The following is a 12898-nucleotide window of genomic DNA, read 5'->3' as shown; positions in this document are numbered from 1 at the left end:
CACCTGCGACTGCAACCCGCTGCAACTCTTCCTCGGACCGCGTCCACGGCGTGTGCTGTGCATCACACGAGCACGACCACGGAACGACGAAGACGGAGTTGTCATGACCCAGACCCTCGAGCCACCCACGCAGAGCATCTCGCCGCAGCAGCGGGTCGACGCATGGTTGGCCGATTTCGAAGCGGGGCTCGCTGCGCGGGACATCGATCGAGTCGTCGCGATGTTCGCCGTCGACAGCTTCTGGCGCGACCTGGTGACGTTCACCTGGAACCTCAAGACGGTGGAGGGACGCGACGGTATCGCCGACATGCTGACGGCACGGCTCGCCGACGTCGCTCCGCAGGGTTTTCGCACGACCGAGACACCCGACGAGGCCGACGGTGTCACTTCCGCATGGATCGAGTTCGAGACCGCGACGGCACGCGGCAAGGGACATCTGCGGCTACGCACCGACGCGGAGTCCGGTGAGTCGCTCGCCTGGACCTTGCTGACGACGATGCAGGAACTCAAGGGGTACGAGGAACCGCGCGGGCACGCGCGACCGATGGGGGCTGTGCACGGCTCGAACAAGGAGACGAAGACCTGGGCCGAGCGACGCGAGGCGGAGGAGAAGGAACTGGGATACGGCATCCAGCCCTACGCCCTCGTCGTCGGCGGCGGTCAGGGTGGCATCGCTCTGGGCGCTCGCCTGCGTCAGATGGGCGTCCCGGCCATCGTCGTCGATCGCGGCGAGCGCCCCGGTGATCAGTGGCGAGGACGCTACAAGTCGCTGTGCCTCCACGATCCGGTCTGGTACGACCACCTCCCCTACCTGCCGTTCCCGGACAACTGGCCGGTGTTCGCCCCGAAGGACAAGATCGGCGACTGGCTCGAGATGTACACGAAGGTCATGGAGGTGCCGTACTGGTCGAAGACGACGGCCCTGTCGGCGACCTTCGACGAGGCGGCCGGGGAATGGACCGTGGTGGTCGATCGTGACGGCGAGGAGGTGACGCTGCGACCGAAGCAGCTGGTGATGGCGACGGGCATGTCCGGCAAGGCCTCCATCCCCGACTTCCCGGGAATGGACGTCTTCCGAGGCGAGCAGCATCACTCGAGTCAGCATCCCGGTCCGGACGCCTACGTCGGCAAGAAGGTCGTGGTGGTGGGCTCGAACAACTCGGCGCACGACATCTGCAAGGCGCTGTTCGAGACGGGCGCCGACGTCACGATGCTCCAGCGATCGTCCACTCACATCGTCAAGTCCGACTCCCTGTGCGAGATCGCGCTGGGCGACCTGTACTCCGAGCGCGCCGTCGAATCCGGAATGACCACGCAGAAAGCAGATCTCACCTTCGCCTCACTGCCGTACCGCATCATGCACGAGTTCCAGATCCCGGTGTACCAGCAGATCGCCGAGAAGGACAGGGACTTCTACGACCGCCTCGAGAAGGCCGGCTTCCAGCACGACTTCGGAGACGACGGCTCCGGACTCTTCATGAAGTACCTGCGGCGCGGCTCCGGCTACTACATCGATGTCGGCGCCTCGGAACTGGTGGCGGACGGCAGCATCCACCTCGTCGGCGGCCAGGTCGACCACCTGACGGAGAACGCGGTGGTGCTGTCCGACGGGACGGAACTCGAGGCCGATCTCGTCGTGTACGCGACGGGCTACGGATCGATGAACGGCTGGGTGGCCGACCTGGTGGACCAGGAGACGGCCGACAAGGTGGGCAAGTGCTGGGGTCTCGGTTCCGACACCACCAAGGACCCCGGCCCGTGGGAGGGCGAGCAGCGCAACATGTGGAAGCCGACGCAGCAGGACAACCTGTGGTTCCACGGCGGCAACCTGCACCAGTCGCGGCACTACTCGCTCTACCTCGGCCTACAGCTGAAGGCTCGGTACGAAGGCCTGGACACCCCCGTGTACGGGCTGCAGGAGGTCCATCACCTGCGCTGACAGACGCGTGCGCCGTGTGCGTGTCCCTCGACACGCACACGGCGGTCGTCGGAGCGAGAGAACGTCACTTCACGGTCGGTGTGAGGCCGGTCGTCACTGACCGAGCCAGAGCCGCTTCCGGCAGACGGCGAGCATGGGCTCGACCAGCGCGCGGTCGGTGACCCGAACGCCGTTCTCCAGCAACACCTTCACACGACCGAAGAACTCGTGGGGCGTGAGTCCGAACTCCACCAGGATGTCCTCGGCGCGGCCGCCGCCGTAGACGTACCACCGCCGCAGGAAGGCGACCATCGCGAGGTCGGTCTCCGACGGATCCGTCGGATCGGTGGACAGGGGTGCTGCGCCGGGCGTCGTCGACCGGGAGGCTGCGGGGAAGGGTGTGCGTGTCACGACGCGAGTATGGCCCATCGATCCGACACTGCGGTGACGGATCGGTGAACATGCCGACGAGTCACAGCAATTTCTCAGCGGCTGTTCACTCCGGGACAGCGTGATCACCGGGCCGCGCGGGTATGTGATCCCCACCACGCCACCGCGGCGTCGTCCACCGTTCCGGTAGCGGAGGCAATAGATTCGACGGTGTTCGTCGTTCGTCGGCGGCACTACCGCCGGAGGGGCAGCACGATGAACGTTCGACACAGACGACCGGCCACCTGGTTCGCGACCGCCGCAGTGGGCGTCGCACTGGTCACCGCCCTCGCGGCCCCCGCGAGCGCCGCGCCCGCACCGGGGGACTTCTCCGGCGTCCCGGAGCGGACCTCCCTGTCGTACACCTCGCTCTCCACGGGCGTCCACGTCGGCACTGCCAACGAGAACGAGGCACGGCCGGGACTCTCCACGGTCAAGCTCTACCTGGCGGATCACGTGCTCCGACAGGGTGATTCGTCCGCGGAGGACCGCGACCTCGCCGCTCGCATGATCCAGGTGAGCGACGACTGGGCCGCCTCGCTGCTCGACAGCAAGTACCCCGGCGCCATCGACGCCGCGGCGCGCGAGTACGGACTGACCGCGACCTCGCGAGGCAGCTTCTGGGGCGACTCCTACACCAGCACGGCCGACACCGTGCGCTTCCTCGACACCAAGAAGCGCACCGATCCCGGCAGCCCCGTCCTCACGTGGATGACCACGGCGCTACCGGTCGCGGCCGACGGCACGGTCCAGGACTGGGGCACCGGTCGGCTCGCCGCCGCCACCGGAACGAAGTGGGGCTGGGCGGACGACGGGTCCAGCGTCGTCGCCTCGGCCTCCATCGGTGACGACTTCACGGTCGCGGCCAACACCTACGGCGGCCCGGCGACCCAGAGCGACGACGTACTCACCGCGCTGGGGGCGTTCGATCTGGCGACCCCGACGATCGTGACCGCGCCGAGTGTTCCGTCGCTGCTGGACGCCATCCTCGGCATTCGCTGACACCGACATCGACCGGCCTCACGCCGACTTCTTACGACTCCGATTACCGGATCGAGCGGAGACCGCACCACCGAGCAGGATCATGCGCATGGTCCGTTCGGCGGCGTCGGTGAGCAACCGCTCGCCGTTCGCGACCGCCTCGGACAACGGCATCGGCACCGTGATGATGGACGCGATGGCGGCGATGCCCACGTCGTGCACCGCCGGCGCTCCGCGACCGAGTGATCCCGCCAACGCGATCACCGGCACGCCGAACTGCTGGCAGCGCCGCGCCACCTCCGCCGGTACCTTGCCACGCGGGGTCTGGAAGTCGATGGACCCTTCGGCAGTGATGACGAGGTCCGCCTTGCGGATTCGGCGGTCGAGGTCGATTCCCGACAGGCCCGAGTCCAGCAACGCATCGAAGCGGGACCGCAACTGCGCCCCGACCCCGGCCGCGAGTCCTGCACCCAGTCCGCCCGACGCTCCCGTGCCCGCTCCGGTCGCCACATCGCCGGTGGCCACACCGTCCTGCTCGAGGACGCGCGCCCAGTTGTCCAGGGCGGCGGCGAGTTCGTCCACCTGATCCGGGGACGCCCCCTTCTGCGGTCCGAACACGCGGGCGACACCGCTGGGTCCGCACAGTACGTTGTGCGGATTGCACGCGAGCACGACGTCGGCCTCGGTGAGACGGGGATGCAGCGCCGTCAGATCGAGGTGGTGCGCCCGGATCAGTTCTCGACCGCCGCGGCCGATCTCATGGCCCTGCACGTCGAGGATCCTGGCGCCGAGCGCCTGCAGTGCCCCGGCTCCCCCGTCGCAGGTGCCGGAATCGCCGCAACCCACCAGGATCGTGTCCGCGCCCGCGTCGAGCGCCGCGGCCATGAGCTGGCCGACACCGTAGGTGGTGGTCGCGCCGGGATCGCGCCGATCGTGCGGTACGAGGGAGAGCCCCGCCGCAGCCGCCATCTCCACCACGGCGACGGAGCGCTCGGAGCCACCGAGTCGGGCCCAGTGCGAGGGCACCGGCTCCCCCACCGGTCCGACGACCGTCGTCTCGTGGAGGGTGCCGCGCGTCGCGGCCGCCAGTGTGCGTGCCGTTCCCTCACCGCCGTCGGCGATGGGCGCGGTGTCGACCCGAACTCCGGGGAGTGCGCGCCGCACCCCCGATGCGATGGCGGACGCGACGGACTCGGCGCAGAGGCTCTCCTTGAAGCCGCTGGGGGCGACGAGGATGCGCTGGGGAACTCGTGTGGACATGGTTCTCCTGAGATAGGGGTGGGAGCAGTCAGGGCAGGTACAGCGGAAGACCGAGGGCAGGCCACAGCCATACCGAGCAGACGAGAACGAGAGCGACGGACACCGGGGCGACCGCGGTGGACAGGCGGAGCAGGTGGCCTGCCGAGAACCCCGGGACGGAGTCGCTCGCGGCGAACATCGCCACCGGTTTGGCCGAACTGGTGAGGGTGAGGCAGAAGCCGGCGGCAGCGGTGGAAGCGAACGCCGCGGCGGCAGGATCGATGCCGAGCACCGGCGCAGTGGCGACGACGACGGGGACGAGCACCGCGGAGCGGGCGGACCGTGACTGGACCACGAGGTGGGACAGCAGCGACACCAGCACCAGTACGACCACGAACACGGTCGCGGCGGACGACCCGAGCGCGCTGATGGGCCCGAAGACCAGGTCGGCGAACCACTCGGCGGCACCCGTCGTGGTCAGCGCCATTCCGAGACACAGTGTTCCGGCCATGAAGAGCAGCAGGCTCCACGGGATGGTGCGAACGGCGGCAGGCAGCGTGGTGGCCCCGACGAACGGTGCCGACGCGAGCAGTGCGCCGATCATCGCGACGATGGCCGGTTCGACACCGTGCACCGGCTCGGTGCACCACAGGGTCACGACGGCGACCAGAACGAGCAGGACACGCTTCTGCGGGACGGTGAATGGCCCGGTGGACCCGACGAACGCGTCGCGTGTCACCGAGAGCGGTCGGCGTCGCTCCGCTCGATCGGTGAACAGGGACAGCGCGATCTCCGCCGCGAGATGCGACCACACGATCGCGAGCGGCAGTCCGAGAATCGCCCACTGCAGGAACCCGATGCCCGATCCGGTCGTCGTGCGCACGATCTCGCTGGTGATGAGGTGCGCGCCGGCCCCCAGCAGCGACCCGACCGCGGAGCAGAGGATCACCGCGGGGAAGACCAGGGACAGCGTCAGCACCACTCGGGGCCGTTCACGCAGAACGGTCGCCAGAGCGAGGAACACCGGCAGCGCCAGCGCAGCCCGGCCCGACGTCGACGGGATCGCGAAGGTCGTCAGGAGCAGCACGAGGGTGACCAGATGGACGAGCTGCCGCGGTGACCGGGCAGCCGACAGCACGCGTGCCGCAACCCGAGCGGACAGGCCGCTGGCCGTCACCGCCGCGGCGATGACGAACGACCCGACCAACAGCCAGATCACGGTGTCACCCAGTGTGCGCGTGAAGGTCTCGGTGGACACGGGACCCAGGATCACCAACGTCAGAGCGGCGCCCAGAGCGACGTGGGTGTCGTCGAGGGGCGAGAAGATCCACATCCACACCGCGACGAGGAAGACCAGCACCGTGATGGTCCCGTGTGCGGTCAGATCGCCGACCACTCCTGCCAGGACGACACCGACGGTGAGCACCGCGAGAATGACGGCACTGACGAGGGTCCGCGGCGACGGCGTCGGAACTCGCCGCGGCGTCCGGGTCGGGACAGGACTGGTGGGAGTACGCCGCCCGGGCGGCGTCGTCGCGAACTCGGTGACGGTCATCGGACGCGGTATCCCATCCCGCGCACGGTCTCCACGCGCTCGGCGCCGATCTTCGCGCGCAACGCACGCACGTAGACGTCGACCACGTTCGAGGCCGGATCGAAGTCGTATCCCCACACCTGCCCGAGGATCTGCTCACGGGACAGCACCTGGTCGGGGTGGCGCAGGAACGTCTCGAGCAGAGCGAACTCGCGCGCCGTCAGATCGACGACCGACTCCCCCACGTGCACACGGCGTGACCGCAGATCGAGACGAAGGTCCCCCGAGGTCAGCGAGTTGTCCGCCGAACCTGCGGTGTCGTCCTGCAACCGCAGGCGTACCCGTGCGAGGAGCTCGGCGAACTGGAAGGGCTTGGTCATGTAGTCGTTGGCGCCGCCCTCGAGCCCGGCAACGGTGTCGCGCACGCTGTCCCGAGCGGTCAGGACCACCACGGGTGTCGACACACCCTCGCCGCGCAACTGTCGGAGCACCGTGAACCCGTCCATCGCCGGCAGGCCGATGTCGAGCACCACCATGTCGAAGCCACCGCCACGCGCCATCATGAGCGCGGTCTCGCCGTCGGCGACGTGCTCGGTGGTGTACCCGGCGGCCCGCAGACCCTTGCCGACGAAGGAGGCGATGTGGATGTCGTCCTCCGCGATCAGGATTCGGCTCATCGGATCTCCTTCGTGAGTGCATCGTCTGTCGTGAGCGCCCGGCCGGTCTCGGACCGCGGGCTGTGGCCCGGAGCCGGGAGGTCGAGGCCGAACGTCGCCCCCTCGCCGTGCACACTGCGCACCCAGGCGGAGCCGCCGTGGGCGTCGGCGATGGCACGGACGATGGCGAGTCCGAGGCCGGCTCCCGACCGCGCTGCCGGTGACGTCCGGTCGGCGGGCGATCCGCGTTGGAAACGGTCGAAGATGACGGGCGCGTCCTCGGGGCGGACACCGGGCCCGTCGTCGGCGATCCACAGCGACAACCGTCGAGCGTCCCCGTCGTCGTGGAAGGTCGATCCGAGCCGGATGCGGCTCCCGTCCTGGGTGTGTCCGACGGCGTTGGCCGCGAGCTGGACCATGGCCTGCGTGACGCGCTGGGCGTCCAGAACACACGAGCCCTCCGCGACCTGCATCAGCAACCACTGCCGATCGCCGAGCGTCTGCACCTTCGACTCGATGTCGAGGACGAGTTGCGCCGCATCGACGGGGGCGGGCACGACGAAATCGGGCTGCTCGGCCTTGGCCAACATGAGCAGATCGCTGACGATCCGCCCCATGCGGGCGAGCTCGCTGTCGACGAGCGCCAACGTACGCCGCCGCTCCTCCGGGTCCTCCGACATGAGCTCGAGATGCCCCCGGACGATCGTGATCGGCGTGCGCAGTTCGTGTCCGGCATCGTCGACGAACTGTCGCTGGGTGACGTACGCCTGCTCCAGCCGGTCGAGCATCGCATTGAACGTCTCGGCGAGATCGGAGATGTCGTCGCGCCCGTGGACCGGGACGCGCGCGGTCAGATCCGTCTCCCCGATCTCGGCCGCGACCGTGCGCACCGTGCGGACGGGAGCGAGAATGCGACCGGCGACGAGATACGCGATTCCAGTCGTCAGCAGCAGTCCGACGGCGCCGACCACTGCCATGGTTCGCATGGTCCGATCGACGAGATCACGGTTCGCACCGGTGAACGCCGTGACGACGAACGTGCCGGCGCGGCCGGTCGCGTCGTCGATGACGACGTGCCCCCACCGCATCTCGCCGTTGTCGGTGTCCAGCACTCCGGCGGGTTCGGCCGACTGCACGACCGTCGTCAGGATCGGTGACCCCGGTGCGAGCACGGTCGGCACATCGACGCCGGGCTGAGTCAGTACCGAGTCGCCCACGACGCCGAACATCACTTCACCCGTGCCGGCCGACTGCCGGGCGAGGTACACCTCGAGAAGCCGCTCCACCGAGACGAACGGCTGCGTCGTCGTGGGATCGACCCCCTCGGACGCGAAGGTCCGGAACTCCTCGGCTTCCTGCGCGACGTCCCCGTTGGCGCGCACGTCGACGTCGCGCAACAGCAGATTGCGGGCGGTCACCAGCACGACCACCAACAGAAGAAGGGTCGTCAACATGATCCAGGCGGTGATCTTCCACCGTGCCGGAAGTGCCGATCCACGGCGAGCCGAGACACCGGCGGCGTCACTCATCGTCGTCACCGCCGTCGACGTCGTCGACGTCGTCGGCGCCGTCATCGCCGTCGTCCGCGTCGTCGTCGGAGAAGTCGATGATCGGCGGTGCCTGCACTGGGGCCTGAACTGGCGGCGGTGTGATCGGAGCGGGAGCGGCCGGCGCGGGCGCCGGCGCGGGAGCGGGAGAGGCGGGCGGGACATCAGGTGTGGGAGCGATCACCTCGGGCGTCGGCTCCGGCGCCACACTCACCACGACGGGCGAGGGGTCGAGGCGTGGCGCCGGTGATCGCGTCACCAGGACTCCGGCGACGAGAACGCACGCGATGGCCACCAGGACGGCGGCCGCGGCGAGTGGGCGGGAGGAGCGCATGACAGCAACTATGCCGGGGGTCCATGACCGTCCCATGAGACGACGATGAAGGTTTCTTCATGTTCGACACGCCGTGAGTGGCGTCAACGGCCGAGCAGGACACCGATCTGCATCTCGATCTCTGTCGCCACGTCCGCGACACTCTTGGTCGCGTTCGCCGTCAGAGCCATGCTGAGAAACAGGATGGCGGAGACGATGTGGGCCTGCACCTGCCGGTCCGGGTGGTGCGTCGCGTCGTCGTCGTCGCGGCCGAGGATCTCCGCGACGACCGCCTCGGTCCGCGCGGCGAGTGACAACGCTTCACGACGATGAGGTTCCGTGTCGTCACCGAACACGACCTCTCGCTGATAGGTCCGGCCGTTCTCGATCTGCTTGCGGTTGCACTCGACGACCGACCTGAGGACGGCCATGACGGCCTCGACCGGGTCCACGACGTGGGCGGCCGCGGCGATGCCCCGCTCGAGCGCGCTCGCATAGTCCGAGTTCTGCACCAGAAGAAGCAGTTCACCCTTGTTCTTCGCGTACAGGAAGACCGTTCCGGTTCCCACGTCGGCGCGGTCGGCGACCTGTTGTGTGGTCACCTCACTCACGCCGTACTCGGCGAAGAGGTCGCGTGCCGCCGTGGTGATGCGGTCGAGCTTGTCCTGCTTGTTCCGTTCTCGACGGCTCATCGCCGGGGAGGAAGACACCGCCGCTGCCCTCCTTCGCGCACTCCTGACGGGTGATGTACTCCCGTCATTCTCCCACGGCAGGTTTCCTCTGCTGTCGATGAAGTCGACGACCACGGGCGCAGCCCCCGCGACGTGCGGTGCGCCCGCCACACCGGACGCGAACATGAAAAATGGCCCCGGACAACGGTCCGGAGCCATTTCTGTGTCGGGCTGACAGGATTTGAACCTGCGACCACCTGACCCCCAGTCAGGTGCGCTACCAAGCTGCGCCACAGCCCGCGATCCCTCGAAAGGGATCGTGTGTGCCCCGAAGGGAACGAGCAAACACTACCCCAGTGGCGACGCTGGACGCCAATCGCCTCAGCAGCACCACCGGGGCAGTCGCCTACTTCTTCTTGCGGTCCCGCTTCTCCCGGATACGCACCGAGATCCGCACCGGACTGCCGTCGAAGTTGAACTCCTCACGCAGTCGGCGCTCGAGGAACCGGCGGTACCCGGCCTCGAGGAAACCGGTGGTGAACAGCACGAACGTCGGAGGGCGCGTGCTCGCCTGCGTGGCGAACATGACGCGCGGCAGTCGACCACCACGCATCGGCGGCGGCGTCGCGGCCACGACCTCCTTGAGCCAGGAGTTCAGCTGACCGGTCGAGATGCGCTTGTCCCACGACGCGAGCGACGTCTCCAGAGCGGGCACGAGCTTCTGCACCGCACGACCGGTCTTGGCCGAGACGTTGACGCGCTGCGCCCACGGCACGCGCATCAGGTCCCGGTCGATCTCCTTCTCGAGCTGGCCACGACGGTCGTCGTCGACGAGGTCCCACTTGTTGAACGCGATGACCAGTGCGCGGCCGGCGTCGGCGACCATCGAGAGCACCCGCAGGTCCTGCTCGGAGATGACCTCGGACGCGTCGAGCAGCAGGATCGCGACCTCGGCCGCGTCGATGGCGCCCTTGGTGCGGAGCGAGGCGTAGAACTCGGCGCCGCTGGCGTGACTGACGCGTTTGCGCAACCCCGCGGTGTCGACGAAACGCCACACCTTGCCGCCCAGTTCCACCAGTGAGTCGACCGGATCGACGGTGGTGCCGGCGACGTCGTGCACGACCGATCGCTCGTCACCGGTGAGCTTGTTCAGCAGGCTGGACTTGCCCACGTTCGGCTTGCCGACCAGGGCGACACGACGAGGGCCGGCGACACCGGTTCCCTCGCGGGGCGTCTCGGGCAGGACTGCCAGGACGTCGTCGAGCAGATCGCCCGTACCGCGGCCGTGCGTCGCACTGACCGGACGGGGCTCACCGAGACCCAGCGACCACAGCAGTGCCGCTTCGGATTCCGTGCGCTCGTCGTCGACCTTGTTGGCCACCAGGATGACCGGCGTCTTCGACCGACGCAGGACTCGTGCCACGGCCTCGTCCGTCGCCGTCGCACCGACGACGGCGTCGACGACGAGCAGGATGGCGTCCGCCGTCTGCATCGCCATCTCGGCCTGCCGGGCGATCGACTGCTGCATCCCCTTGGCGTCGGGCTCCCAACCGCCGGTGTCCTGCACCATGAATCGACGTCCGGACCAGTTTGCCTCGTACGAGACACGGTCGCGGGTGACGCCGGGAACGTCCTCCACCACGGCCTCGCGGCGGCCGATGATGCGGTTGACGAGCGTGGACTTGCCCACGTTGGGCCGACCGACGACGGCGAGGGTGGGAACGGCGACCTCGGCCTCGGCCTCGCCGTCACCCTCGAAGTCGATGTCCTCCCAGTCCGACTCCTCGGACCAGATGCCGTCCGAGGCGTAGACCTCGGTCGCGTCGAGCGTGTCGAATGTGTTGTCGCTCATGAGCGTGCTCCTTCCGGGGCATGAGTCGGACGCCCGATGTCCAGACGCTCGGTGACCAGACGCATCAGTTCGTCGATCACCGCGTCCTTGTCGAGGTCGCTGGTGTCCACGGTGACCGCATCGTCCGCGGGTCGCAGCGGGGACGTGGCACGTGTGGAGTCCGCGTGGTCCCGACGCTGGACGTCGGCGAGCACGGCGTCGTAGTCGTCCCCGCGGCCCTCGGCGATGTTCTGGTCGTTACGACGCGTGGCGCGCGTCTCCGCGGACGCGGTCAGATAGATCTTGATGTGAGCGTCGGTGAGGACGACGGTGCCGATGTCGCGACCCTCCACGACGATGCGACCGGCAGTGTCCGCGATCTCTCGTTGCAGCGCAACGAGTTTCTCGCGCACAGCGGGCACGGCGGACACCGCGGAGACGGCCGCCGTCACGGCGGACCCGCGGATCGGACCGGTGACGTCCTCGCCCGACACCTCGACCCGCTCCCCCGTGGGATCGGTGCCGATGGAGAGGTCGATGGACTCGGTGAGCGCAGCGACGGCGTCGGCGTCTCCGGGATCGACGTCGTTCGTCAGCACCCATGCCGTCGCCGCGCGGTACATCGCACCGGTGTCGAGGTAGGACGCACCGAGCCGGGTCGCCAACAGGCGGGAGACGGACGACTTGCCGGTACCGGACGGGCCGTCCATCGCGACGATCAGTCGATCCTCCGACGCGGTCACAGGCCGACCGCCCCGTACAGACTGCCGACCTCGCCGCGACCGAGCACCCGCAGCGTGCCGGGGCGCTGGTCGCCGAGGGCGACGGCCCCGATGTCGGTGCGCACCAGGCGTTTCACCGGGAACCCGACCGAGTCGAACAGTCGGCGCACGATGTGCTTGCGACCCTCGTGCAGCACGACCTTCACGAGCGTCTTGCCCTCGTTCACGTCGAGCACCGCGTAGGAGTCCACCTTCGCCGGTCCGTCGTCGAGTTCGACTCCGGAACGCAGCTTCTTGCCCGCGTCGCGGTCCAGGACACCCTGCACCGTGGCGAGGTACGTCTTGGACACCTCGAAGGAGGGGTGCATCAGCCGGTGGGCCAGATCGCCGTCGTTGGTGAGCAGGATCAGGCCTTCGGTGTCGGCATCGAGTCGGCCGACGTGGAAGAGCCGCTGTCCTGCCTGGACCCGCTCCGAGACGATGTCGCCGATGCAGGGCCGACCGAGGTCGTCCGACATCGTGGACTGCCATCCGCGCGGCTTGTTCAGCGCGATGTGGACCAGATCGGCCTTGATGACGACACGGGTGCCGTCCACCCGCACGACCGCGACCTCGGGGTCGACGCGGACACCTTGCTCGGTGACGATGCGGCCGTCGACCTCGACGCGTCCCTCGTCGATGAGCTGCTCGGCGGCGCGACGCGAGGCGACACCTGCCTGGGCGAGCACCTTCTGCAAGCGCACACCGTCCTCCGGAGCCACGTGCGGCCGCGGGCCGTCGGTGTGCTGATGGCGGGCCGGCTTGGCGTTGCTGATGGTCGGAGCAGCCGTCGTCTTGCGCTCCGGCTTCGGCGACTTGCCGGGCTTGGAGCCGCTGTTCTTGGGAGCCACCCGGGGGTACCCGGACTTGCCGCCGGGCTTACGGCTCTCGGTGCGCTTGCTGTACGCAGCAGCGGCGACCTTCTTGTTGGGGCGCTTCTTCTGTCGTTCGGGAGTGGAGGCGTCGGATGCGCCGTCCCGGTCCGGTGTGCCATCACGGCGAGCGGAGTCGTTCACGT

At 68.7% G+C, this 12898-nt stretch carries 12 protein-coding genes and 1 tRNA gene; 2 read left to right on the top strand and 11 right to left on the bottom strand.

The window, feature by feature from the left end:
• Positions 1-103: 103 nt before the first annotated feature.
• On the top strand, positions 104-1939 hold the full coding sequence (locus QRN16_RS04155) for an NAD(P)/FAD-dependent oxidoreductase (RefSeq protein ID WP_285184699.1): 1836 nt from the start codon (positions 104-106) through the stop codon (positions 1937-1939).
• Positions 1940-2032: 93 nt separating this feature from the next.
• On the opposite strand, the gene QRN16_RS04150 is transcribed toward QRN16_RS04155, so the two are convergent.
• Entirely contained in the window at positions 2033-2329 is a 297-nt protein-coding gene (locus QRN16_RS04150; protein WP_156380489.1) for a DUF3263 domain-containing protein, read from the bottom strand.
• 234 nt (positions 2330-2563) lie between these two features.
• Here QRN16_RS04150 and QRN16_RS04145 point away from each other — a divergent pair, with 234 nt between their 5' ends.
• The gene (locus tag QRN16_RS04145) at positions 2564-3349 is read left to right on the top strand and encodes a serine hydrolase (protein WP_056444429.1); all 786 of its coding nucleotides are present in this window, start codon (positions 2564-2566) and stop codon (positions 3347-3349) included.
• 18 nt (positions 3350-3367) lie between these two features.
• Here the strand turns inward: QRN16_RS04145 and QRN16_RS04140 are convergent, their stop codons facing one another.
• From QRN16_RS04140 to QRN16_RS04095, 10 genes are all read right to left on the bottom strand, one after another.
• Positions 3368-4588, bottom strand: coding sequence for a glycerate kinase family protein (locus QRN16_RS04140; RefSeq protein WP_285184698.1), 1221 nt, complete (start codon positions 4586-4588; stop codon positions 3368-3370).
• Between the two features lie 28 nt (positions 4589-4616).
• Positions 4617-6122, bottom strand: a complete 1506-nt coding sequence (locus tag QRN16_RS04135; RefSeq protein WP_285184697.1) for an SLC13 family permease — start codon at positions 6120-6122, stop codon at positions 4617-4619.
• Positions 6119-6778: a response regulator transcription factor gene (locus QRN16_RS04130; RefSeq protein ID WP_056444417.1), complete on the bottom strand. Its 660-nt coding sequence runs from the start codon at positions 6776-6778 to the stop codon at positions 6119-6121. Before QRN16_RS04130 ends, QRN16_RS04135 begins: the two co-directional genes overlap by 4 nt.
• Positions 6775-8286 carry a sensor histidine kinase gene (locus tag QRN16_RS04125; RefSeq protein ID WP_285185990.1) on the bottom strand — a complete coding sequence of 504 codons (1512 nt, stop codon included), beginning with the start codon at positions 8284-8286 and terminating at the stop codon, positions 6775-6777. The genes QRN16_RS04130 and QRN16_RS04125 overlap by 4 nt, the downstream gene beginning before the upstream one ends.
• Positions 8279-8638 (bottom strand): hypothetical protein, encoded by a 360-nt coding sequence (locus QRN16_RS04120; protein ID WP_285184696.1) that lies wholly within the window; start codon positions 8636-8638, stop codon positions 8279-8281. Before QRN16_RS04120 ends, QRN16_RS04125 begins: the two co-directional genes overlap by 8 nt.
• An 83-nt stretch (positions 8639-8721) precedes the next feature.
• Positions 8722-9327 carry a TetR/AcrR family transcriptional regulator gene (locus QRN16_RS04115; RefSeq protein WP_285184695.1) on the bottom strand — a complete coding sequence of 202 codons (606 nt, stop codon included), beginning with the start codon at positions 9325-9327 and terminating at the stop codon, positions 8722-8724.
• Positions 9328-9514: 187 nt separating this feature from the next.
• Positions 9515-9588 (bottom strand) — tRNA-Pro (locus QRN16_RS04110).
• A gap of 106 nt (positions 9589-9694) precedes the next feature.
• On the bottom strand, positions 9695-11140 hold the full coding sequence (gene der, locus QRN16_RS04105) for a ribosome biogenesis GTPase Der (RefSeq protein WP_056444408.1): 1446 nt from the start codon (positions 11138-11140) through the stop codon (positions 9695-9697).
• A complete protein-coding gene (gene cmk / locus QRN16_RS04100) occupies positions 11137-11829 on the bottom strand; it encodes a (d)CMP kinase (RefSeq protein ID WP_037185658.1) in 693 nt (230 codons plus the stop codon). The genes der and cmk overlap by 4 nt, the downstream gene beginning before the upstream one ends.
• A 29-nt stretch (positions 11830-11858) precedes the next feature.
• On the bottom strand, positions 11859-12896 hold the full coding sequence (locus tag QRN16_RS04095; RefSeq protein WP_081821205.1) for a pseudouridine synthase: 1038 nt from the start codon (positions 12894-12896) through the stop codon (positions 11859-11861).
• Positions 12897-12898: the final 2 nt, after the last annotated feature.

Origin of the sequence: Rhodococcus sp. MEB041 (genome assembly GCF_030208955.1) — a bacterium.
Lineage (GTDB): Bacteria > Actinomycetota > Actinomycetes > Mycobacteriales > Mycobacteriaceae > Rhodococcoides.
This window is presented reverse-complemented; position numbering and strand designations above follow the sequence as displayed.